At 63.2% G+C, this 23,442-nt stretch carries 18 protein-coding genes and 1 pseudogene; 14 read left to right on the top strand and 5 right to left on the bottom strand.

Features of this window, described 5'->3' with window-relative positions; all coding sequences use genetic code 11:
- Nucleotides 1-6 precede the first annotated feature (6 nt).
- The 4 genes and pseudogenes from fliN to AC3CB8_RS28050 all read left to right on the top strand — a co-directional run bounded on the left by fliN (nucleotide 7) and on the right by AC3CB8_RS28050 (nucleotide 2,968).
- Nucleotides 7-393, top strand: a complete 387-nt coding sequence (gene fliN, locus AC3CB8_RS28065) for a flagellar motor switch protein FliN (RefSeq protein WP_015315922.1) — start codon at nucleotides 7-9, stop codon at nucleotides 391-393.
- A 43-nt stretch (nucleotides 394-436) separates the two neighbouring features.
- Nucleotides 437-1,451 (top strand): annotated as a pseudogene (locus tag AC3CB8_RS28060) (flagellar motor switch protein FliG).
- Between the two features lie 3 nt (nucleotides 1,452-1,454).
- Nucleotides 1,455-2,537: a flagellar biosynthesis protein FlhB gene (gene flhB, locus AC3CB8_RS28055; protein ID WP_023770437.1), complete on the top strand. Its 1,083-nt coding sequence runs from the start codon at nucleotides 1,455-1,457 to the stop codon at nucleotides 2,535-2,537.
- Nucleotides 2,534-2,968, top strand: coding sequence for a hypothetical protein (locus AC3CB8_RS28050; RefSeq protein WP_015315925.1), 435 nt, complete (start codon nucleotides 2,534-2,536; stop codon nucleotides 2,966-2,968). The genes flhB and AC3CB8_RS28050 overlap by 4 nt, the downstream gene beginning before the upstream one ends.
- A gap of 24 nt (nucleotides 2,969-2,992) precedes the next feature.
- Here AC3CB8_RS28050 and AC3CB8_RS28045 read toward each other — a convergent pair whose 3' ends face one another.
- The 4 genes from AC3CB8_RS28045 to AC3CB8_RS28030 form a co-directional block, all read right to left on the bottom strand.
- On the bottom strand, nucleotides 2,993-3,763 hold the full coding sequence (locus AC3CB8_RS28045; protein ID WP_352563743.1) for a helix-turn-helix transcriptional regulator: 771 nt from the start codon (nucleotides 3,761-3,763) through the stop codon (nucleotides 2,993-2,995).
- On the bottom strand, nucleotides 3,760-4,470 hold the full coding sequence (locus AC3CB8_RS28040) for a helix-turn-helix transcriptional regulator (protein ID WP_023770435.1): 711 nt from the start codon (nucleotides 4,468-4,470) through the stop codon (nucleotides 3,760-3,762). The genes AC3CB8_RS28045 and AC3CB8_RS28040 overlap by 4 nt, the downstream gene beginning before the upstream one ends.
- Before the next feature lie 469 nt (nucleotides 4,471-4,939).
- On the bottom strand, nucleotides 4,940-5,971 hold the full coding sequence (locus AC3CB8_RS28035) for a histone deacetylase family protein (RefSeq protein ID WP_352563744.1): 1,032 nt from the start codon (nucleotides 5,969-5,971) through the stop codon (nucleotides 4,940-4,942).
- Nucleotides 5,972-6,044: 73 nt separating this feature from the next.
- Nucleotides 6,045-6,698: a TetR/AcrR family transcriptional regulator gene (locus AC3CB8_RS28030; protein ID WP_023770433.1), complete on the bottom strand. Its 654-nt coding sequence runs from the start codon at nucleotides 6,696-6,698 to the stop codon at nucleotides 6,045-6,047.
- A 261-nt stretch (nucleotides 6,699-6,959) separates the two neighbouring features.
- Between AC3CB8_RS28030 and AC3CB8_RS28025 the strand changes: the two genes are divergently transcribed.
- The 8 genes from AC3CB8_RS28025 (at nucleotide 6,960) to AC3CB8_RS27990 (ending at nucleotide 17,753) form a co-directional block, all read left to right on the top strand.
- Nucleotides 6,960-8,633, top strand: coding sequence for an amidohydrolase (locus tag AC3CB8_RS28025; protein ID WP_023781330.1), 1,674 nt, complete (start codon nucleotides 6,960-6,962; stop codon nucleotides 8,631-8,633).
- Nucleotides 8,634-8,775: 142 nt separating this feature from the next.
- Entirely contained in the window at nucleotides 8,776-9,876 is a 1,101-nt protein-coding gene (locus tag AC3CB8_RS28020) for an ABC transporter ATP-binding protein (RefSeq protein WP_023770431.1), read from the top strand.
- Nucleotides 9,876-10,805: an ABC transporter permease gene (locus tag AC3CB8_RS28015; RefSeq protein ID WP_023770430.1), complete on the top strand. Its 930-nt coding sequence runs from the start codon at nucleotides 9,876-9,878 to the stop codon at nucleotides 10,803-10,805. The genes AC3CB8_RS28020 and AC3CB8_RS28015 overlap by 1 nt, the downstream gene beginning before the upstream one ends.
- Nucleotides 10,798-11,610: an ABC transporter permease gene (locus tag AC3CB8_RS28010; protein WP_023770429.1), complete on the top strand. Its 813-nt coding sequence runs from the start codon at nucleotides 10,798-10,800 to the stop codon at nucleotides 11,608-11,610. The genes AC3CB8_RS28015 and AC3CB8_RS28010 overlap by 8 nt, the downstream gene beginning before the upstream one ends.
- 29 nt (nucleotides 11,611-11,639) lie before the next feature.
- Complete coding sequence (locus AC3CB8_RS28005) at nucleotides 11,640-12,668, top strand: extracellular solute-binding protein (RefSeq protein WP_023770428.1); 1,029 nt, start codon at nucleotides 11,640-11,642, stop codon at nucleotides 12,666-12,668.
- Nucleotides 12,669-12,735: 67 nt separating this feature from the next.
- The gene (locus AC3CB8_RS28000) at nucleotides 12,736-13,932 is read left to right on the top strand and encodes a serine hydrolase domain-containing protein (protein WP_352563745.1); all 1,197 of its coding nucleotides are present in this window, start codon (nucleotides 12,736-12,738) and stop codon (nucleotides 13,930-13,932) included.
- A 32-nt stretch (nucleotides 13,933-13,964) separates the two neighbouring features.
- On the top strand, nucleotides 13,965-15,146 hold the full coding sequence (locus tag AC3CB8_RS27995) for a serine hydrolase domain-containing protein (RefSeq protein WP_352563746.1): 1,182 nt from the start codon (nucleotides 13,965-13,967) through the stop codon (nucleotides 15,144-15,146).
- A gap of 282 nt (nucleotides 15,147-15,428) precedes the next feature.
- Nucleotides 15,429-17,753 carry a Tex family protein gene (locus AC3CB8_RS27990; protein WP_352563779.1) on the top strand — a complete coding sequence of 775 codons (2,325 nt, stop codon included), beginning with the start codon at nucleotides 15,429-15,431 and terminating at the stop codon, nucleotides 17,751-17,753.
- On the opposite strand, the gene AC3CB8_RS27985 is transcribed toward AC3CB8_RS27990, so the two are convergent.
- The gene (locus tag AC3CB8_RS27985; protein ID WP_023770425.1) at nucleotides 17,754-18,665 is read right to left on the bottom strand and encodes a LysR family transcriptional regulator; all 912 of its coding nucleotides are present in this window, start codon (nucleotides 18,663-18,665) and stop codon (nucleotides 17,754-17,756) included.
- A gap of 103 nt (nucleotides 18,666-18,768) precedes the next feature.
- Here AC3CB8_RS27985 and AC3CB8_RS27980 point away from each other — a divergent pair, with 103 nt between their 5' ends.
- Nucleotides 18,769-19,962, top strand: a complete 1,194-nt coding sequence (locus tag AC3CB8_RS27980; protein WP_031247668.1) for an acyl-CoA dehydrogenase — start codon at nucleotides 18,769-18,771, stop codon at nucleotides 19,960-19,962.
- Nucleotides 19,963-20,077: 115 nt separating this feature from the next.
- On the top strand, nucleotides 20,078-23,437 hold the full coding sequence (locus tag AC3CB8_RS27975; protein ID WP_352563747.1) for a transglutaminase family protein: 3,360 nt from the start codon (nucleotides 20,078-20,080) through the stop codon (nucleotides 23,435-23,437).
- Nucleotides 23,438-23,442 lie beyond the last annotated feature (5 nt).

The following is a 23,442-nucleotide window of genomic DNA, read 5'->3' as shown; positions in this document are numbered from 1 at the left end:
CGACGCATGGCCAAGACCAAGGTAGAAGCAGAGCTCGACCAGCCCGACGAGCAGCTCGATCGCGCCATCGAGGAATTGCGCGGGGTCCTGCACGAAGAAGAGCAGCGCCCCGATGCCGCGTTCCGGGCCGCCGCGGGAGCCAATTCGAGCGTCATCATGAACATCCCCGTCGATGTCCAGATCATCCTCGGCAGCACCGAGATGGCGGTTGCCGATCTGATGGCGCTGCAAAAGGGGTCGACGGTCGCGCTCAATCGCCGCATCGGCGAGCCGGTCGATGTCGTGGTGAACGGCCGCAAAATCGCGCGCGGCGAGATCACGGTGCTCGAAAGCGACCCTTCGCGCTTTGGCATCAGGCTGACCGAAATCATCGCCGGCACGAAAGGCGCCTAGACATGGATCGCGGAGCTCGCCGGTGGCAGCGGAGGCGAAAGGCATGACGACGCCGCTGACGACCCTGACGCGGGCGCAGAAGGCGGCAGCCATATTGGTGGCGATGGGCAAACCGTCCGCCAGCCGCCTGTTGAAATTCTTCAAGCAGGAAGAGCTGAAGGCGCTCATCGAGGGCGCGCGGCTGCTCAGGACCATACCGCAGAGCGATCTCGAGCGCATCGTCGCCGAATTCGAGGCCGAGTTCACCGAGGGCGCGGGCCTGCTCGATTCCGCCGACAGGATGGACACCATTCTCAACGAGTTCTCTCTCGCCCGAAGAGATGAGCGCCATCATGGGCGACAAGAAAGTCGAAGTCGCGCCTGAAGGGCCGCCGCCGATCTGGCCCGATCTCGAAAAGCTGGAACCCTCGCGGCTGGGCGCCTTCCTGGCGGGCGAACACCCGCAGACGGCGGCCATGGTGCTGTCGAAACTGGCGCCGCAGGCGGCGGCGAGTGTGCTTTTGACGCTGACGAAGCCGATGCGCGGCGAGATCATCAAGCGCATGGTGACGATGGCCAATGTTCCGGCCGCCGCCACCAGGATCGTCGAGAACCGGCTGCGCGCCAGCGTGCTGTCGGATACCTCGACCAAGGACACTTCGGCCGGGCAGGCGCGCGTCGCCAGCGTGCTCAACGAGCTGGAAAAGCCCCTGCTTGAGGAGGTCATGCAGGATCTCGAAGCCGCCGGCACGCCCGACCTCGACGGTGTCCGTGCCAGGCTGTTCGCTTTCGACGACCTGCCGCTGCTCACCCAGAAGGCGCGCGTGCTTTTGTTCGACGGGCTGTCGACCGAGCTTGTCACGCTGGCGCTGCGCGGCACGTCGGCGGCACTGGCCGAGGCGGTGCTGTCGGCGATCGGCGCGCGCTCGCGGCGCATGATCGAGGCCGAACTCGGGCAAGGCTCGGAGGGTGTCCCGGCCGCCGACATCATGGCCGCGCGCAAGACGATCGTGACGACCACCATCCGCCTGTCGCGCGAAGGGGCTTTCGAACTTCCCTCGACGCAGAACGCCGCCTAAGGCATGTCCGACGCCGTCGACAAGGATTCGAAAACCGAAGAGGCGACCGAAAAGAAAATCCGCGACACCATCGAACAGGGCAAGCTGCCCCATTCGAGGGAAACCGCGATCCTCGCCTCCTTCGTCGCCATACTGGTGTTCACGGTCTTTTATGCCAAGGACGCGATTGTCGAGCTCGGCATGTTCCTGTCGATGTTCCTCGAGAAACCCGAGGCATGGCCGATGGACACCGAGACCGATGTCATCGCCCTCTACAAACTTGTCATGCTGGAGGTGGGCCGCGCCTTACTCAGCCTGCTGGTGCTGCTGACGGTTGCCGGCATCGGCGCCTCGGTGCTGCAGAACATGCCGCAATTCGTCGGCGAGCGGATCAGGCCGCAAATGTCACGCATCTCGATCGTCAAGGGCTGGAACCGGATGTTCGGCGCCCAGGGCTGGGTCGAGTTTTTGAAGTCGCTGGCAAAAGTCGGTTTTGCCACCACCGTGCTCATCTTCACGCTGTCGGAGGACCACCGCAAGCTGCTTGCCGGGATGATCACCAATCCCGTCACGTTTGGCCTCGTCATCCGCGGCATCGCCGTCGACATACTGGTGGCGATCGTCTTCGTCATGGGACTGATCGCGGCGATCGACATCGTCTGGTCGCGCTTTCACTGGAAGCAGGACCTGCGCATGAGCAAGCAGGAGGTCAAGGACGAGTTCAAGCAGTCGGAGGGCGACCCGATCGTCAAGTCGCGGCTGCGTTCGTTGGCGCGCGACCGCGCGCGCAAGCGGATGATGACGGCGGTGCCGCGCGCGACGCTTGTTATCGCCAACCCGACCCATTTCTCGATCGCGCTGAAATATGTGCGCGACGAAGATTCGGCGCCGCTGGTCGTAGCGAAGGGGCAGGATCTAGTCGCGCTGAAAATCCGCGAAATCGCCAAGGAGCATAACATCCCGATCTTCGAGGACGTGGCGCTCGCCCGCTCCATGTACAAGCAAGTTTCGGTCGATAATGTGATCCCGTCACAATTCTACCAGGCCGTCGCCGAACTGGTGCGGATCGTCTACTCGAAAAAGGCTGAGCGCAGACAGATTTCATGAACCGGCAACCGCACGCAAAATCCCGCGAGATCATCGTCGCCAGCGCCATCGAACAGGTGGTGGTGGAGCTCAGACTGATCGACGTCGCCGACTATATCGCCTTCATCCGGCTGGAGCATTTCGCCTGCCTGTCGGATCTGGTCGATTCAGCGGCGGAGCTGTTCTTCATGCCGGGTACGCTTAGGCTCGGTCATGGCGGCGAGGCGCATGTCGACTGGAGCGGCAGCCCGCGCATCGTGCTCGATCTGGAACTCAGGCCGCCCGGCGTGACCGTCTATTTCCAGCTGACGCTGAGCGAGACCGGCAGCACGGTCCTGGTCAATTACGTGTCGTTCGAAAAGCCGGGCGAAGACCCCGGGCACAATACGGCGCTGCTGGAGGCGGTGATCGAACAGGCCCGCATCCGCAAGGTCGAACCGCTGGCGTTCTAAAGCGCTTCCTTCAGCCGAGAGCGGCTACTCGATAAGCCCCAGCCGCAACGCCTTGGCGACCGCTTGGTTGCGGTTGACCGCATTGAGCTTTTGGGTCGACTGGGTGAGGTACTGGTTGGCGGTGTGCACCGACAGTTTCAGGAGCCGCGCGATCTCCTCGCTGGTGTTGCCGTTGGCGGTCAGCTTCAGGCATTCGAGCTCGCGCTTGGAGATCGAGCGCATTCTGCCGACGTCGCCCGGACGCATCCGCGCGACGGCGGCGAACAGCGAGAAGCAGCGGGCGTGAATTTCGTAGAGCGCATCCTGCGGCAGCGCGATCTCCGATCCCAGGAAGACGACAAGACCGCACTGACCGCGATCGGCATGGACGGGGAAGGCAATGCCGCTCGACCCGGGTGTCAGCGGCGCCATCTGTCCGGTCCAGGCGAGACTGCCGAACATGTCGGCCACGGCCGCCACGCCGTCATCCGTCCACCAGCGCGGCTCGGTCGAAATCCGGCTATGGCGAACGATGTCCTCGCCATTGGCGCCTGAAATGAACTTGGTCGCCACCGCGACGCCGGGATAATCTGAATCAAAGCACGGGACCAGCCGCGCTCGCTCCGGCGACGGGCTGACGAAGAACAGGCCGAAGGCGGAGGCATTGATGTCGACTGAGATCCAGCGGCAGCGGCGCACCGCATCGGGAATGGTGACGGCGTGATGTGTTTCGGATCCCAGCGAGAAGGCACCGAACGGGCTGCGCTGCTCGTTGAAAAGGGCCTCCGCGGCGTCCTTGATGTCGGCGTGTTTCAAATGATGCCACTCCTGATCGCCGTGGCGATGGCCATCGCACGGTTCGAGGCCGCGAACTTCTGGATGGCGTGGGTGATGTAGCTGTTGACCGTGTTGGACGAGACGCCAAGGATCACCGCCACCTCGTCGGTGGTCTTGCCTTCCGAGACCCAGAACAGGCATTCGCGCTCGCGGTCCGACAGCGGATCCTGCATCGCCGCGGCGGCGATCAACTGCGGGATGTGCGAAAGCGCGTAGCAGCATTTCAGCTGCGCCTTCATCAGCGCCGGCTGGTCGATCCGGCCGGCGGCCGCCGCCGAGAACAAGGCGAAGAGGCGCTGACGGCCGACATTCAGCCGCAGTGAATAGACCTCGGCATGGCCGAGCACGTCGAGGAGCCGAGCCTCTTCGCCCGAGACCAGTCCACCGGAATTCGGCGCCTGGGCCGCCACCAGCGGCGTCGGACGGATACCGGGTGCGGCGGTGAGCGGGCCCTGGGCAAGGCCGGCGATCAGCCGCTTGCCGATCAACTCGATGGCGTCGAAGATCCAGTTCGAAGAGACGATACGCGCATCGTTGCGGTCCTGGTCATGGACGATGGCGACCAGCATGTAGCTGTCGGCGCCGATCTCGGCGGTTAGCTCCATGAAGAAGGAGGTGAGATCACCGCGCGACGTCAGGCGCGAGCCCAATGTGTCGGATTGAAGAGGCGCGGCGGGACTGCTCATCTGCTGCTTTTGGTCGGAATCAATTCTGATGCCCGGATGCTGGAGTGCCAGCCGCCGAACCCGAAAACGCGTTACTTTTACGAGACACACACGAGGCGCGGGGCCGCGCCCAACCAGACGGAATCCATTCAGGGAACGCGAGACATCCGCGTCTGGCGCCGGAAAAATTCCGGAACGTGAGACTTTGGGTGGTCGCCGTGCCCCCGAGGACCGGCTGATTCGGGTCTAATCTACCCGCAGATGAATCCGACATCAAACGCGATTTGACAAAATCGAATCCGGTGGACTCGGACTGCGACTCAGCGGCCAATTTCCTTGCATTTCCGGAGCCCGGAAATCGAGCCGCGCAGGCCGGTCATAATTCTTGCGATGGTCTTACGCGGCGCCTCTGGGTCCAAAAAAGGGCGGCTGCCGCCCCCCTTGCTTTGTCCGTCCTCCCCGCAGACGCTGCGTGCTCAGGACGACCGCTCTACCGATCCTCGAACCCGGTCAGCACGCCGACGGCATTGATACCGATCTCCTCGACGGCATAGCCGCCTTCCTGGACGAACAGCGTCGGCAGGCCGAGCTTGGCGATGCGCTGGCCGATCTTCGGATAATCCGGGCTTTTCAGCTTGAACTGGCTGATCGGGTCCTTTTCGAAAGTGTCGACGCCGAGCGAGACGACAACGATGTCGGGAGCGTAGGCGGCGAGCCTGGCGCAGGCGTCCTCCAGCGACACATTCCAGGCATCCCAACCGGTGCCGAAGGGCATGGGATAGTTGATGTTGAAGCCTTCGCCGGCCCCCGCGCCACGCTCATCGGCATGGCCGAGGAAGAACGGGTACTCGACCATCGGATCGCCGTGCAAGTTGAGAACCTGTACGTCGGCGCGGTCATAGAAGATCTCCTGCGTGCCGTTGCCGTGGTGATAGTCGACGTCGAGGATCGAGACACGTTTGGCGCCCTGGTCGCGGAACCATTGCGCGGCGACCGCCGCGTTGTTGATGTAGCAATAGCCGCCCATGAAGCCGGCCCCGGCATGGTGGCCGGGCGGACGGCAGAGCGCGAAGGCCGACCTCTCGCCGTCCTTGACGAGGCCGGCGGCGGTCAGCGCGACGTCAAAGGACGATTTGATCGCGGCCCAGGTGCCCTCGACGAAGGTGGCGCCGCCGTCGAAGGAATAATAGCCGAGCAGGGCGTCGATGCGCTTGGGCGGCACGTCGCCGCGCAGGCCGCGCGTCGGCCAGGTGAAGGGCATCGCCGTGCCCGCATGACCCTCGGCGATCCATTGCGGCCAGACGGTCGGCAGGAAGTCGATGAAGTCGGCCCTGTGAACACGCTTGGCGGCGGCAAGGTCATGCTCGACCGGCGCGAGGATCGGCCCGAGCTTCTCGCTTTCGACCCGCGCCTTGATGAACTCCGCCCGCGAGGGCTTTTCAAAACCGGGCACGATGGCCGAGGTGACCAGTTCCATCTGTCCGGCATGACCGGCATGGAGGGGCGAATAGACAGTCTTCATGAAATTCCTCTCGAAATGCGAAGCTAAGGCAATTCCAGAAAGCGGTTTCCGTCCGGAATCTCATTGAAACTGGTCAGTCAAGGTTGAGGTAGGGGCTCACCAAAGCGAGCCACATGGTTTCGACATCGTCCTCGATGAGGTCGTACGTCCTGCGATCTCTTTTCATCCCGACAAGCCGGCAGGCGTGCCCGACTTCCATCATCACCAGGCCAAGCCGCTTGGCGATCTTGTCTTCGAGGGCCGGGTTCACATGCCGCAGCCATGCGGCATAGAGGGCGACGATCTCCTCGTCATATGCGTCCTGGATAGGCCTGAGATCGGCATTGCCGGATATCGCCTCGATCACCGGCATCAGGGTGGCGTTGTCGAGATAGATCCTGGACGTGTCGATGAAGAGCTTGCGCACTTCCCGCCGAAACTCTTCGCGGTTGGTAGGCGGCGCGACCTTGATGCGCCTCGCGATCACCTCGGGAAAGGATGACAGCCAGCGCCGGGCGAGATCCAGAAGAATGGCCTCCTTGTTGGGGAAGTACTGGTAGACCGAACCGACGGACAGGCCGGCGCGCTGCGCTATGGCGAGCGTCGTCGGCGCCTTGGTTCCTTGCTCGCGCGTCAAGGTCAGCGCCGCGTCGAGAATGCGGTCGACCACCTTGCTCGACCGCTGCTGCCGCGGTTGCTTGCGCGGTTCGAGCGCTATTTTGGTTTTGCGATCGAGACTGCGCTTCACTGCTTGATGTCCTCGTTCCCCGCCTGGTCCCAACACAAGCGGGGCGTGCTGTCCACAATACATTCTAAATCCGGCATGTTGACAAACGCGAATAATCAGTCGCATTCTTTATCCACGCTGTCCCAAGGGATAACAAGGGAAATTTCGAAGACAGCGTACTTGGCGCCATTCATTGTCCGATAGCGCCGCTCCGTAGCGGCGGGTCGTTGGACGCGGAGTTTTGCCCAGTCTCATTTCAGTCGTCAAAAGCGCGGAGTTGCGATGTCGGTCACGGATGCGGGGGATGATGCGGACCTGATTGTCATCAATGGTCGTGTGTTGACCATGGACGGCGACAATCCCGCCGCCGAGGCCGTTGCCGTCAAGGACGGCGCCATCATCGCCATTGGCAGCCGTGCTGCAATCGAAGAGCTCAAGGGAACGGGTACAAAGGTCATCGACGCCGAGGGCGGTTCGGTGATCCCCGGTTTCATCGAAGCCCATATGCATCTGTTCGGCGGCGCGGCTGAACTCGACAATCTGCATCTGGCTGGCGTGCATGGCTTCGATGCCTTGCGGGATGCTATCCAGTTCTTTGCCGCGGCGCGGCCCAATGCCAAGCTTCTGATCGGCGCTGGCGTCGACTATGCGGTCCTTCCCGAGCCGGTTACGCGGCATCATCTCGACCGCATCATTCTCGACCGCCCCTTCGCCATGTCGGCTTCCGACCATCATACGATGTGGGCGAACACCAAGGCGCTGGAGCAGGCCGGGCTTCTGCATGGCCGCCAATTGGGGCCGGGCAACGAAATCGTCATGGGCGCCGACGGACTGGCCTCGGGCGAATTGCGCGAAGGTGAGGCATTCGGTCCGATTCTGGAATTCTTTGGCCAGAACCGCACGCGGCTTGGCCTGACTGGCATGGAGCCGGAGCCTTATCCTTCGGCCGAGGAATTGGCTGCCGACCGCGATCTGATGCATCGCGGTCTCGAATGGTGCGCCAGGCATGGCATTACGTCGATCCAGAACATGGATGGCAACCTCTACCAGCTTGAACTGCTTGCCGGCCTGGAGGCGGAAGGGCGGCTCATTTGCCGTACCAAAATCCCGTTCCATTTCAAGAACTTCATGGCACTGGCCATGCTTGAAAAAGCGTCGGGTATGGCCGCGACCTATAACTCCGAATGGCTGTCCTCGGGCATGGTCAAGGTGTTTTATGACGGCGTGCTCGATTCTTGGACTGCCGTGATGGTCGACGACTACGCCGACCGTCCCGGCTGGCGCGGCGAGCCATTGTTCACGCCCGAGCACTTCGTCGAGGTGGCAGTGGAGGCCGATCGCCGAGGCCTGCAGATCGCCGTCCATTCTATCGGCGACGGCGCAGTCCGCGCGGTGCTCGACGGCTATCAGGCGGCGCAGGAGAACAACGGCAAGCGGGACAGCCGTCACCGCGTCGAGCATATCGAGGTCATCACCCCGACGGATGTACCGCGGTTCGCCGAACTTGGCGTCATCGCTTCGATGCAACCGCCGCATCCGCCCGGCGCCTTGAATTTTCCGCTGGAGCCGACGATTTCGCGCATCGGTCGCGAAAGGTGGCCGCTTAGCTATGCCTGGCGCACACTGAAGGATGCTGGCGCCCGCGTCGTGTTCGCTTCCGACTGGCCGGTCTCGCCGGTTGACCCGATCCTGGGCATCCAAGCGGCGGTGATGCGCAAACCTTGGGCAGAGGGCCTGGCGGACCAGAGTTTCTCGCTGCATGAAGCGCTTGCCGGCTATACGGTCGAGGGCGCCTACAGCGAATTCATGGAACACCGCAAAGGCGTGCTGAAGCCGGGTTATCTGGCGGATCTGGTCGTTTTGTCGGCCGATATCGAGAGGACTGCCCCGGAAGCGTTACATACGGTGCGGCCGGTGACGACCATCTGTGGCGGCAAAATCACCTACCAAGCCTGACTGTGGCATGGGGCTTGCTAGCCCAAGATTGCTAACTGAACTGTGATTCAATGCCGGGCTTGCCAACCTGCCGGCCGTGTGGTCACATCCAACAGGGGACAAACTCCGCCAGCAAGAGCGGGGTCAACAGTGAGGCGTAATCGTGCCGGACAAACCGGATCGGAATGCGATTGAAGTAGTTAACGTCAGCAAAATTTTCGGATCGGGTGAGGGGCAGGTCGCTGCCCTCGACAAGGTCTCGGTATCGATCCGCGAGAATGAGTTCTTCACACTGCTGGGACCATCCGGCTGCGGAAAAACGACGTTGTTGCGGCTAATAGCCGGCTTTGATTTTCCGAGTGCCGGCGAAATCCTGCTCTACGGACAGGACATCGCGCCGCTGCCGCCGTTCAAGCGGCCAGTCAACACTGTCTTCCAGTCTTATGCGCTGTTTCCCCACATGACGGTGGCCGACAATATCGGCTTCGGCCTGGAAATGCTGGGCAAGCCGAAGGCGGAGATTGCGGCGCGCGTCGCCCAGATGCTGAAACTGGTCAAGATGGAAGCGCTGAGCAATCGCCGCACCAGTCAGATCTCCGGCGGGCAGCAACAGCGCGTGGCGCTGGCGCGGGCGCTCGCACCACAGCCGAAGGTGCTCTTGCTCGACGAGCCGCTCTCCGCGCTCGATTACAAGTTGCGCAAGGAAATGCAGATCGAGCTGAAGAGGCTGCAGCACGAGACCGGGATCACCTTCATCTTCGTCACCCACGACCAGGAAGAAGCGCTGACCATGTCGGACCGTATCGCCGTGATGTCGTCGGGCAAGATCCTGCAGGTCGGCGCGCCGCGCGACATCTACGACCGACCGGCTGAACGCTTTGTCGCCGACTTCATCGGCGAGACCAATTTCCTCGAGGGTACCGTGGTGTCGAAGAAATCGGGCGTCGCCACCGTGAAGCTCGCCTCCGGCGCAACCGTGGCGGCAGGGTTCCCGGAGAACTTCGATCCCTCTGACGCAGTCACGGTCGTGGTGCGGCCCGAGCATGCGGATCTGATCGCCGATGTGTCCAAGAGCACGGTCTCAGGAACCTTGGCGAATGTCGTCTATTTCGGAACCGACACGCACTACCACGTCAAGCTCGATGGCGGTGACAACTTCATCGTGCGTTACCAGAACAGCCGGTCCGGCGCAGTGACATTCGAGACGGGCGCCAAGGTAGGCATCGTGTTCGAGGACGACGGCGCGCGGATACTAAGGGATTGATGACGATGGCGCTTTCCCAAGCCGCGTTGTTCGAGGCCAAGGCCGAGAAGGCAAGCGCCAGGCGCAACCGCCTGCTTTCCTTGCCGGCGCTGATCGTAATCGGGATTTTCGGCGTGCTGCCGCTGCTGATCATCCTTGTCTATTCGTTTCTCCAGGCCGCGCCCTATGGCGGCGTGCAATGGAAGTTTTCGACGGACGCCTATCTTAACTTCCTGTTTCAGCAGGATATTTTCGACGACACGCTGCAGTTCACGCCGGATTTCCTGATCATCTATCTGCGCTCGTTTCTGTTCGCCGTGGTGACGACGGTCATCTGCCTGCTGCTGGGTTTTCCGACCGCCTACTTCATGGCCACGCGCACGCCGGCGCAGCGCAACTGGTGGGTGCTGCTGATCACCATCCCGTTCTGGTCGAACCTTCTGGTGCGCACGCTGGCCATCATGTTCATCATCCGCGACGAAGGTCTCATCAACAACCTGCTGATCGGGCTTGGCGTGATCGATAAGCCGATCACCATGCTTTACACCAACTTCGCTATCCAGCTCGGCCTGCTCTACTCGTTCCTGCCGTTCATGATCCTGCCGCTCTATGCCAGCTTGGAAAAACTGGATTTCCGGCTGGTCGAGGCGGCCAATGACCTCTACGCGACGCGCCGGCAAGTTCTTTGGCGGGTGATTATTCCGCTGTCGCTGCCCGGCATCATTGCCGGCTGTCTGCTCGTCTTCATCCCCGCGCTCGGGGCCTATGTGACGCCGCTTATCCTTGGCGGCGGCATCCATCTGATGATCGGCGATCTCATCGCGCAGCAATTCGGTTCCGGGCGCAACTGGCCGCTCGGCTGCGCCCAAGCGCTGATCCTGATGGCCGCGGTGCTGGTCGCCCTCTACTTCTATGTTCGCACCACGTCGGGGAAGATCCAGCATGGCTGATCCCCGCAACGTCGATATCAAGGACCAGCCCGGGTTCCGCACGATCGCCATCATCTGCGTTGCCGTGCTTTACGTCCCGATCCTGATCCTGATGATTTTTTCGTTCAACACGGGTTCGCTCGTCACCCATTGGGAGGGCGTCGGCCTGAGCTGGTACGGCACCGCACTGCTCAATGAGGAATTCCACAACGCCGCCGAGAACACGCTGATCATCTCGGTGAGCGCAACGATCGTTTCGACGATCTGCGCCACGCTGGCGGCGATCGGCATGACCCGGGTGAAGCCGTGGCGTGGCCTGCCGGCCGCCTTCATGGTCATCAACCTGCCGCTGATGGTTCCCGAGATCATCACGGCAGTGGCGACCTTGTCCTTCTTCGCCTTGATCGCCGGGGCCTTCGGTCTGAATTTCGGCATCGGCAATCTGATCCTCGCCCATAGTGTGTTCTGCATTCCCTTCGCCTACATGCCGATCCGGGCGCGTCTCGAGGACATGGATCTGACGCTCGAATACGCCGCCGCCGATCTCTACGCCACGCCGTGGCACGCGTTCCGGCGCATAACGCTGCCGTTGCTTGTTCCCGGCATCATGTCGGGTGCGGCACTCGCGTTCATCGTCTCCTTCGACGATTTCACCATCACGCAGCTCGTCGCCGGCCCCGGCCAGACGACCCTGCCTCTCTACATCTGGAACCAGATCAGGCGGCCGATGACGCCGGAGATCAATGCCATCTCCACCATCCTGCTGCTGGTCTCGATCCTGTTCGTCTCGGTATCGTTCCTGATCGCGCGCCGACGCGCCAAGTGAATCAATGGGAAGGCAAAGGAGAACAAAAAATGTCTAGGAAACTGATGGCTGCCGTTTCGACGGCCGTGCTGTTGTGGGCGGTGCCCGCGCTCGCCGACGGCGAGCTGCATATCTACAACTGGGGTGACTACACCAATCCCAAGCTGATCGAAAAGTTCGAGAAGCAGTACAACATCAAGGTTACGCTGGACGACTATGATTCCAACGAAACCATGCTGTCGAAGGTGCGCGCCGGCAATTCCGGTTACGACATCGTGGTGCCGTCTGATTACACGGTGAAGATCATGGTCGACGAAGGCCTGCTCGAAAAGACAGAGCCCAACGCGATGCCGAACGGCAAGAACATCGATCCGCGTTTTCTCGACATCTATTGGGACAGCGGCCGCCACTACACCGCGCCTTGGCAGTTTGGCACCACGGCGTTCGCGGTCAACACAGACAAGTTCAAGGGCAACATCGACACGCTGGCCATCCTCTTCGACCCGCCGGCGGAACTGAAGGGCCAGATCAATATGCTCGACGATGTCAACACCGTCATGCATGCGGCCGAGCGTTATGCCGGCGTGCCGCGCTGCGGTGCCGACAAGGCTAATCTGAAGAAGGTCAACGACATCCTGACGGCCGCCAAGCCGTCATGGAAGACCTTCAGCTACGACACCATCACAAAGATCACCTCCGGCGACGTGATCGTGACGGAGCAGTGGAATGGCGCGACCTATCGTTCGCGGCAGAAAATCCCGGCCATCAAATACGCCTATCCCAAGGAAGGCATCGAGGGCTGGATGGACAATGTCGCGGTGCTGAAGGGCGCCAAGAACCTCGACAATGCCAAGCTGTTCCAGGACTTTATCATGGCTCCGGAAAACGCCGCGCTGATCTCGGAATTCGCCGGTTACGACAACGGCATTGCCGGCAGCCACAAGTTCCTGCAGCCGGATTTCGCCAATTCGCCGGAACTAAATCCGCCGGCAGGCGCGCCGGCAGCGGAATTCGTTCCGCCCTGTCCGCCAGATGTGGTGGAAATTTACAACAAGATCTGGACCAATTTGCGCAAATAGGTTCGGTCTAAACTCCAGCGGAAGGGAGGCTTCGGCCTCCCTTCTTTGCGCCTACGGGGAGGGTTCCATGACGTCCTATCGCAACACCGATCCGCGGCCGCCGATCATGCAAGGCTCGCCGCCCGCCATGCTGCCGCCGAGGCTCGACTGGGACAGGCCGCCTTGGAACCGCTGGGCTTTCCAGCACATACGGGAAATTCTGCCGACCGCCGAAGTCTGGCGCGGCGCTGGCCATCGCCACCGTCTCGAACGCGCCGAGGTCGATCTCGACGGGCTGGCGGTCGAGGACAGCGAGGGCAGGCCTTCGACACTCGCCGGTCTGCTCGACGAGACCTATACGGACGGCTTCCTGGTGCTCAAGGACGGCAGGATAGTCTATGAGCGCTATTTCAACGGCATGGACGAGCGCACGCTGCATCTGTCGCAGTCGATGGCCAAGTCGGTCACCGGCTCGGTGTTCGGCATATTGGCCGGGCGCGGCCTGATTGATCCGGTGAAGCCGGTGACAGACTACCTGCCGGAACTGAGCGCGACCGGCTGGGCCGGCGCCAGCGTCCAGCATGTGCTTGATATGACCACCGGCGTGCGGTTCTCGGAGGAATACACCGACCGCTATTCCGACATCGGCCAGGTCGATGTCGCCACGGGCTGGAAGCCGGTGCCACCGGGCAGCGATCCGGATTTCCGCTGGCCATCCCACATGTTCGAACTGATCCTGGGCTTGAAGGACACGGTTCGCCCTCATGGAGCCGCGTTCGAATATCGATCGATCGAGACGGACGTGCTCGCCTTCATCATGGAACGGGTGACGGGCAAGCGGCTGGCGCAGCTAGTTTCGGAGGAACTCTGGCAAAAGCTCGGGGCCGACGAAAGCGCCTGCTTCACCGTCGACAGCGCCGGCTATGCGCTAGCCGATGGCGGCTTCAACGCGACGCTGCGCGACTACGCCCGCTTTGGCCAGCTGATCCTCGACAATGGCGGCGGCATCGTGCCGGCGGACTGGATCGAGGCGACGCGTACCGGCAAGCATGGTCCGGATTTCTCCGCCAGCCTGCCCGAGGGCAGCTATCGCAACCAGTTCTGGATCGAGAATCCCAGCTCGCGGGCACTGATGTGCCGTGGCGTGTTCGGACAGTTGATCCACATAGACTGGAACACAGGAATGGTCGTGGTGAAGCTGTCGACATGGCCGGATTTCAGCAACATCGCCTATTCCAGGGCAACGCTGAAGGCCGTGCACGCCATCGCCGCGGCGCTTGCCTGAGCTTCAAGACCAATGGACTGGGAGGAAACGCCATGACCGGCAAGACCGCGTTCGAGACCCGATACGGATTCCGCCGCAACGAGGTGCTGCTTAGCAATTGGCGTGTGAGCCCGTTCAATCGGTGGTCGTTCCAGAATCTCGGCGAACTGGTGCCGACCGCCCGTGTGGCGGCAGCGCCCGGCGCCGCGGAAGCCCGTCAGCGGGACATGGACGGCTTGCTCGGGGAAAAGGTCAGGGTCGCGACTGCACCGGAGACGGTGGCTGAATTCCTCCTGCGCTCCAGCACCGACGCAGTGACGGTGATGAAGGGCGGCAAGATCATTGGCGACTGGTTCGCGCCGCATATGGAGTTTGGCGCGCGCCACATCATCTTCTCGATCAGCAAATCGGTGACCGCGATCATCGCCGGCATACTGGAAGGCGAGGGGGTGTTCGATCCGGAAGCGCCGGTGACGGACTATATCCCTGAAGCAGCCGGCTCGGCCTATGGCGATGCAAGCGTTCGGCATGTGCTCGACATGAGCGTCAGCCTCGACTTCGAGGAGGCCTATCTCGATCCGGAAAGCGCCTTCGCCCGCTATCGCCGCGCGACGCTGTGGAATCCCGGCGGCGGCACCGAAAGCCTGCGTGAATTCATCCTGACCCTGCAGCGGCTTGCCGAGCCGCATGGCCAGACCTTCCGCTACCGTTCGCCCAATTCCGACCTGCTCGGGCTGCTGCTCGAGCGCGCCTCGGGCCAGCGCTTCACCGACCTCATGCGCGAGAAGCTATGGTTGCCGCTTGGCGCCGTCAGCGAGGCCTCTGTCGGGGTCGACATGGAAGGTACGGCGCGCGCCGCCGGCGGCATTTCGGTGACGCCGCGTGACCTGGCTCGCATCGGCGAGATGCTGCGGCAGGGCGGCACGGCCAATGGCCACCGCATCGTGCCCGAGGCCTGGGTGCGCGACACCACCAGCACCGGCGGCAGTAATGAGGCCTGGCGGCGGGGCACGATGGTTTCGCTGTTTCCCAACGGGCGCTACCGCAACAAATGGTACCAGACAGGACACGAGAACGGCGCCTATTGCGGCATCGGCATCCATGGCCAGTGGCTTTATGTCGATCCTAGCACCGAAGTGGTGATCGCCAAGATGTCGTCGCAGCCGGAACCGGTCGACGATCCGCTGGATATCGAGATCGTTGCGTTCCTCGAGGCGCTGAGCCGGATGGTCTAAGGCGTGCTGATATTCAGGTGATGCCGGCCTGCGAACGGCGACTTTCCGCGCTTCCGGCGCTCAAGGACGGAATGTCCGCTGCGCTCGTCGCAAGAGAGCGACCCCGAAAGCCATCGTTCTCAGCTTGGCCTGACCTGAATCTCAACACACCTTGCGCCGTGCCTGAGCGCCCAAATCGAGGCGCTTTCCTGTGGACCTCCGCCGCCGTTGAAAACGCGGCGGTTGGCGGACCTGATGTCTGCGCTTATGGTCGCCGCTCTTTTCGACGAGAGTGGGAACGACATGGCATCCGACATCAAGCGCATCGCAACCATTATCGCGGCCGAAATCAAGGCGCGGCCGGAACAGGCGGCCGCGGCGATCGGACTGCTCGATGAGGGTGCGACGGTGCCGTTCGTGGCACGCTACCGCAAGGAAGTGACCGGCGGGCTGGATGATACGCAATTGCGCGACCTTGCCGAGCGTCTTGTGTATCTGCGCGAACTCGACGCGCGCCGCGACACCATCCTGGGCTCGATCCGCGAGCAGGGCAAACTGACCGAAGAGCTTGAAACCAAGATCGCGGGCGCCGCGACCAAGGCGGAACTCGAGGACATATACCTGCCCTACAAGCCGAAGCGCCGTACCAAGGCCGAGATCGCCCGCGAGCGTGGATTGGGGCCGCTGGCCGAAGCCATTCTCAACAACCGTTCGCTGGTGCCCGCGGACGTCGCGCTCGCCTATGTTACCGCAGAGGTAGGCGATGCGAAGGCGGCGCTCGAGGGCGCGCGCGACATCCTGTCGGAGCAATTCGCCGAGAACGCCGACCTGGTCGGCAAGCTGCGCAGCTACATGAAGGAGCGCGCCTTCCTGCGCGCCAGGGTGGTCGAGGGCAAGCAGGAAGCCGGCGCGAAATTCTCCGACTATTTCGACCATGTCGAACGTTGGGCGACCGTGCCGAGCCACCGGGCGCTCGCCATGCTGCGCGGCCGCAACGAGGAGGTGCTGTCGCTCGACATCGAGGTGGATGCCGACGACACATCGTCGGTGAAGCCGGTCGAGCGGATGATCGCCAACGCCTACGCCATCGCTGCCAGCCTGCCCGGTGACCGCTGGCTGATGGAAGTGGCAGGCTGGACCTGGCGCATCAAACTGTCGCTGCACCTGACGCTCGACCTGATGCGCGACCTGCGCGAGCGGGCCGAGGAAGAAGCGATCCATGTCTTTGCCCGTAACCTCAAGGATTTGCTGCTGGCGGCTCCCGCCGGCTCGCGGCCGACGATGGGGCTCGATCCCGGCATCCGCACCGGCGTCAAGGTGGCGGTGGTCGATGGCACCGGCAAGCTGCTGGCGACGACGACGGTCTATCCGTTTCCGCCGAGGAACGATGTGCGTGGCACGCAGGCCGAACTTGCGGCGCTTATTCGCCAGCACAAGGTCGAGCTGATCTCGATCGGCAACGGCACCGGGAGCCGCGAGACGGAGAAGCTGGTCGCCGACATGCTGTCCGACATGCCTTCGGACGGCGGCCCGAAGCCGCTCAAGGTGATCGTCAGCGAGGCGGGAGCGTCGGTCTATTCGGCCTCGGCAACGGCTGCCGCCGAGTTTCCCGGCCTCGACGTGTCGCTGCGCGGCGCGGTGTCCATCGCGCGACGGCTGCAGGATCCGCTGGCCGAACTGGTCAAGATCGAACCGAAATCCATTGGCGTCGGACAATATCAGCACGATGTCGATCAGTATCGGCTTGGTCGCTCACTGGAGGCTGTCGTGGAGGACGCCGTCAACGCGGTCGGCGTCGACCTCAACACCGCCTCGGCGCCGCTGCTGGCGCGGGTTTCAGGCCTCGGCGCGTCGCTCGCCGACGCCATCGTCGCCCATCGCGATTCGACCGGCCCGTTCGCCAGCCGCAAGGACCTGCTGAAGGTGGCACGGCTTGGACCGCGCGCGTTCGAGCAGTCCGCCGGTTTCCTGCGCATCGCCAATGGCAGCGAGCCGCTCGATGCCTCGTCGGTGCATCCGGAGGCCTATGGCGTGGCCAAGAAGATCGTCGCCGCCTGCGGCCGCGACGTGCGTTCGCTTTTGGGCGACAGTGCCGCGCTCAAGGCGCTCGACCCGCGCGTCTTCGTCGACGAGCGTTTCGGCTTGCCGACGGTGCGCGACATTCTGGCGGAGCTGGAGAAGCCCGGCCGCGACCCGCGTCCCGGCTTCAAGACGGCGACCTTCGCCGATGGCATCGACGAGATCAAGGATTTGAAGCCAGGCATGCTGCTGGAAGGCACCGTCACCAATGTCGCCGCTTTCGGCGCCTTCGTCGATATAGGCGTGCACCAGGACGGGCTGGTGCATGTCTCACAGCTCGCCGACCGCTTCATCAAGGACGCGCATGAGGTGGTCAAGGCCGGCGACGTGGTCAAGGTGCGCGTCGTCGATGTCGACATCAAGCGCAAGCGCATCGCGCTCTCCATGCGCAGGGACGGTGGCGAAGGCGGCGCATCGAAGGGCGGGCCGCGCGACAATGGCGGCGGTAGGCCGGCGCCACGCGGGCCTACACCGCAACGCCAGCCGGAGCGGCCGGCACAGCAAGGTGCGTTCGGCGCAGCGCTGGCGGACGCGCTGAAGCGAAAGTAGCTACCAAGCCAGAACAGCTGGCTCCTTCTCACGCTGGCCTAGCAGCCAGTCCCGGAAACTGGCAACCGGCGGATAGCCGCGCTTGTCGTGGGGAATAACGAGGTAATAGGCGCTGCGGCTCTGCATCGGCTGGCCGGGCGCGAGCACAAGCTGGCCGCGCTGCAGTTCGCCCTCGATGAGGATCTGCGGCAAGAGCGCCACGCCGAGCCCGGTCATGCAAGCCTGGGCGGCGGTGCCGAAATGCTCGAACTGCATGCCAGGCCCGGTCGGCGCGCTCAGGCCTTGATGCTCGAACCATTCGCTCCAGGCGCCTGGGCGCGTCGTCATGTGCAGCAGCGGCAAACGGCCGATATCGGCCGGCGTGGCGATGGTGCGGCCGGCGAGGAAGTCGGGTGACACCACCGGCGCCACCGTCTCGTGCACCAGAAGTGTCGAGTCGGCGTCCGGCCAGTCCGGCAGGCCGTAGTGGATGGCGGCATCCAACCGTTCGCGGGCGAAGTCGAAGCGCCCGACGCGGGTGACGAAATTGATGGTGATGTCGGGATTGTTCTCGACGAAATCGGGGATCATCGGCATCAGCCAACGTGTGCCGAAAGTCGGCAGAATGGCAAGATTCAGGATGCCACTATGCCGGTTGCTCATCAATCCAAGAGCTGCGTCACGCAACTGGCCAAGCGCCGAGCGTACCGCTTCGGCGTAGATTTCACCTGCCGTGGAGAGCCTTACATTGCGACTGTCGCGTTCGAACAGCGGCCGGTCGAACTGATCTTCCAAAAGCCTGATCTGGCGGCTGACCGCACCTTGGGTCAGGTCCAATTCCCGGGCGGCGGCGGTGAAGGAGCCAAGTCGCGCCACGGCCTCGAAGGCGGCAAGGGCGCTGATGTTGGGCAAAAGGCGGCGCTGGACACTCATGATCCATTCCTAACGCTCATTGATCGGTGAAGCAATTTCGTTTGATTTTTTCAGGCCACGAGCCGATAAGCCGGGCTTCACCTGTCTCAAGGATCGAGAAGCCATGGCCGACAAGAATGCATTCGTGTGGGAAGACCCGTTCCTGATCGAGGACCAGCTTTCGCAGGACGAGCGCATGGTGCGCGATGGCGCTGCCGCCTTTGCCGCCGACAAGCTCGCGCCGCGTATCGAGGAAGCCTATCTCAACGAGACCTTCGACACGGCGATCTTCCGCGAGATGGGCGAGGCCGGCCTGCTCGGGATCAACATTCCGGAGGAGTTCGGTGGCCTCGCCGCCAGCTATGTCACCTACGGGCTGGTGGCGCGGGAAGTCGAACGCGTCGATTCCGGCTATCGCTCGATGATGTCGGTGCAGTCGTCGCTGGTGATGTACCCGATCTACGCCTATGGCTCGGACGAACAGCGCAGGAAGTATCTGCCCAAGCTCGCCAGCGGCGAGTGGATCGGCTGCTTCGGGCTGACCGAGCCGGATGCCGGCTCCGACCCCGGCGGCATGAAGACCCGCGCCGAAAAGACCGCCAGCGGCTACAAGCTCTCCGGCTCCAAGATGTGGATTTCCAATGCGCCGGTCGCCGACGTGTTCGTCGTATGGGCGAAGTTGAAGGGCGAGAACGGCAAGGACGAGATCCGCGGTTTCGTGCTGGAGAAAGGCATGAGAGGGCTGTCGGCGCCGAAGATCGGCGGCAAGCTGTCGCTGCGGGCGTCGATCACCGGCGAGGTGGTGATGGAAGGCGTCGAGGTCGGCGAGGACGCGCTGTTGCCCAACGCCAAGGGCCTCGGCGGACCGTTCGGTTGCCTCAACCGAGCCCGCTACGGCATCTCCTGGGGTTCCATGGGAGCAGCGGAAGACTGCTGGCATCGCGCTCGACAGTATGGCCTTGACCGCAAGCAGTTCGGCAAGCCGCTGGCCGGCACCCAGCTCTACCAGAAGAAGCTCGCCGACATGCAGACCGAGATCGCTCTGGGGTTACAGGCTTCGTTGCGCGTCGGGCGCCTGCTCGATGAAGGCAAGATGGCGCCGGAAATGATCTCGATCGTCAAGCGCAACAATTGCGGCAAGGCGCTCGACATCGCCCGCCAGGCCCGCGACATGCATGGCGGCAACGGCATCCAGATTGGCTATCACGTCATGCGCCACGCGCAGAATCTGGAGACCGTCAACACCTACGAAGGCACGCATGACGTACACGCGCTGATCCTGGGGCGGGCGCAGACCGGAATACAGGCGTTCTTTTGAGTGACTTTAAGGCGGCAAAGGGTTCTTTAATTTAGGTGCACCGCAACATCCGCTTGGAGAATGGCGGCCAGATGTGTCAGGGTTCGGCTGATGAAACGCCGAACTCCGGGGCCCCATGGCAATTCTGGCAGCCGTCTACCACCTGACCCACTATAAATACGACCGGCCGGTGGTTCTCGGCCCCCAAATCATCAGGCTGCAGCCTGCACCGCATTCCCGCACCAAGGTGTTGAGCCATTCGCTGAAGGTGAAGCCGGCGAACCACTTCGTCAATCTGCAGCAGGATCCTTACGGCAACTTCCTCGCCCGTTTCGTCTTTCCCGAGCCGGTGACGGAGCTGAAGATCGAGGTCGACCTCGTCGCCGACATGACCGTCTACAATCCGTTCGACTTCTTTGTCGAACCGTCGGCCGAGGCGTTCCCGTTCGACTATCCCGAGGAGATCCGCGACGATCTCACTATCTACCGGACGCCGGAGCCGGCCGGGCCGCTGCTCCAGGCGTTTCTGAAAACCGTCGACCGCAGCGCGCCCAACACGGTCAATTTCCTCGTCGATCTCAATGCGCGCTTGCAGCGCGAGATCGCCTATATCGTGCGCATGGAGACCGGCGTGTTCTCGCCGGAGGAAACGCTGGCGGCCGCCAAGGGCTCGTGCCGCGATTCGAGCTGGCTCTTGGTGCAGATCCTGCGCAATCTCGGCATCGCCGCGCGCTTCGTCTCGGGCTATCTGATCCAGCTCAGGCCCGACCTTGTCGCGCTGGATGGGCCGGCCGGCACAGCGGTCGATTTCACCGACCTGCATGCCTGGTGCGAGGTCTATCTTCCTGGTGCCGGCTGGATCGGCTTCGACCCGACCTCGGGCCTGCTCACCGGCGAAAGCCATGTGCCGCTGGCCGCCACACCGCATTTCCGCAATGCCGCACCTATTTCCGGCATGGGGAGCTTCGCCAATGTCGAGTTCGGCTTCGAGATGCGGGTCGACCGCATCGCCGAGCATCCGCGCATCACCAAGCCTTTCTCCGACGAGAGCTGGCAGGCGCTCGACGCGCTCGGCAACAAGGTCGATGCCGCGCTCGCGGCCGGGGATGTGCGGCTGACCATGGGGGGCGAGCCGACCTTCGTCTCGATAGACGATTTCGAGGCCGCCGAATGGAACACCGCCGCCGTTGGGCCAACCAAGCGCGAAAAGGCCGACGCGCTGATCAGAAAACTGCGCGAACGTTTCGCGCCAGGTGGTTTCCTCCACTACGGCCAAGGCAAATGGTATCCCGGTGAAAGCCTGCCGCGCTGGACGTTTTCGCTCTTTTGGCGCGCCGACGGAGAGCCGGTGTGGAGCGACCCGTCGCTGATCGCGCGGGAAGATAGTTCGGCTGATATCGGGCCGAAACAAGCCGAAAGCCTGCTGACGGCGATCGCCGGCGAACTCGGCATCGACACGTCCATGGTCAGCGAAGCCTATGAGGATCCAGCCGAATGGCTGCTCAAGGAAGGCAAGCTGCCCGAGAATGTCGACCCGGCCAATTCGAAGCTCGAAGATCCGGAGGAACGCAGCCGCATGGCGAGAGTGTTCGAGCGCGGGCTGACCAAGCCGTCCGGCTATGTGCTGCCGGTGCAGCGCTGGAACAGCCAGGCGTCGGATCCGCGCTGGCGTTCGGAAAAATGGACGACGCGGCGCGGCCGTCTGTTCCTGGTGCCCGGCGATTCACCGGTCGGCTATCGCCTGCCGCTGGGCACGCTGCCCTATGTGCCGCCGGCGCAGTTCCCCTACATCGTGCCCGTCGATCCGTCACTGCCGCGTGACCCGCTGCCCGTGCGCGAAGCGATCTTGCCAGCGGCCGCTCCGGCGGAACTCGAAGGCGCCGACGAAATGGCCCGCCGCCAGCACGCAGCTTCGTTCACGGCGACGAGCGGCCAGCAGGATCGCGTCGAGCAGGAGATCACCGAGATTGGTGGCGCGGTGCGCACGGCACTTTCGGTCGAACCGCGCGACGGGCGGCTGTGCGTGTTCATGCCGCCGGTCGAGGCGCTCGAGGATTATCTCGAACTCGTCGCCGCCGCCGAGAACGCGGCAAAGGCGATTGGCGTTCCCGTGCACATCGAGGGCTACGGTCCGCCGCATGACCCGCGCCTCAACGTCATCCGCGTGGCACCCGATCCCGGCGTCATCGAGGTCAACATCCACCCAGCTTCCAACTGGCGAGATTGCGTGGCCACCACAACGGCAATCTACGAGGAAGCGCGGCAGACGCGGCTTGGCGCCGACAAGTTCATGATCGACGGCCGCCACACCGGTACCGGAGGCGGCAACCATGTCGTCGTCGGCGGCGCGACGCCCAATGACAGCCCGTTCCTGCGCCGGCCCGACCTGCTGAAGAGCCTGGTGCTGCAATGGCAGCGGCATCCCTCGCTGTCCTATCTGTTCTCCGGCCTGTTCATCGGCCCGACCAGCCAGGCGCCGCGCTTCGACGAGGCGCGGCACGATTCGCTCTACGAGCTCGAAATCGCGATGGCGCAGGTGCCGCATCCCGAACAAGGTGCCGCACCCTTGCCGTGGCTGGTCGACCGGTTGTTCCGCAACCTGTTGACCGATGTCACCGGCAATACGCATCGCTCGGAAATCTGCATCGACAAGCTGTTTTCCCCGGATGGTCCAACCGGCCGGCTTGGCCTTGTCGAATTCCGCGGATTCGAGATGCCGCCCAATGCGCGCATGTCCCTGGCGCAGCAATTGCTGGTGCGGGCCATCATTGCCCGCGCGTGGAAAACTCCGCTCGACGGGCGCTTCGCGCGTTGGGGCACCTCGCTCCATGACCGCTTCATGCTGCCGCATTATGTCTGGGCGGACTTTCTCGACGTGCTCGACGACCTCAAGCTCAATGGGTTCGAATTCCGGCCCGAATGGTTCGATGCCCAGCTCGAGTTCCGCTTTCCCTTCTGCGGCGAGGTGCAGCATGCCGGCATCAAACTGGAACTGCGGCAGGCACTGGAACCGTGGCACGTGATGGGCGAGCAGGGCGCGATCGGCGGCACCGTGCGCTTCGTCGATTCCTCGGTCGAACGGCTGCAGGTCAGGACCGAAGGCCTCAATCCGGAGCGCCATGCGATCGTCTGCAACGGTCGTATCGTGCCGATGAGGGTTACCGACAACAGAGAGGTCGCGGTGGCTGGCGTGCGCTTCAAGGCCTGGCAGCCGGCCTCGGGCCTGCATCCGGCCCTTCCGGTCAACACGCCGCTGGTGTTCGATATCTATGACCGCTGGTCCGGCCGGGCGGTCGGCGGCTGCGTCTACCATGTCGCGCATCCCGGGGGGCGCAGCTACGACACTTTCCCGGTCAACGGCAACGAGGCGGAGGCACGGCGGCTCGCCCGCTTCGAACCGCGCGGCCACACACCCTCCGGCTATGTGTTGCGCGAGGAACAGCCGGCGGAAGATTTCCCGATGACCCTTGACCTCAGGCGTCCACCAAGACTGTGATCTGA

The sequence above is a fragment of the Mesorhizobium sp. P160927 genome (assembly GCF_057766385.1).
Note: the sequence above shows the minus strand (reverse complement) of the source record. Positions and strands in the feature narration are given on the sequence as shown.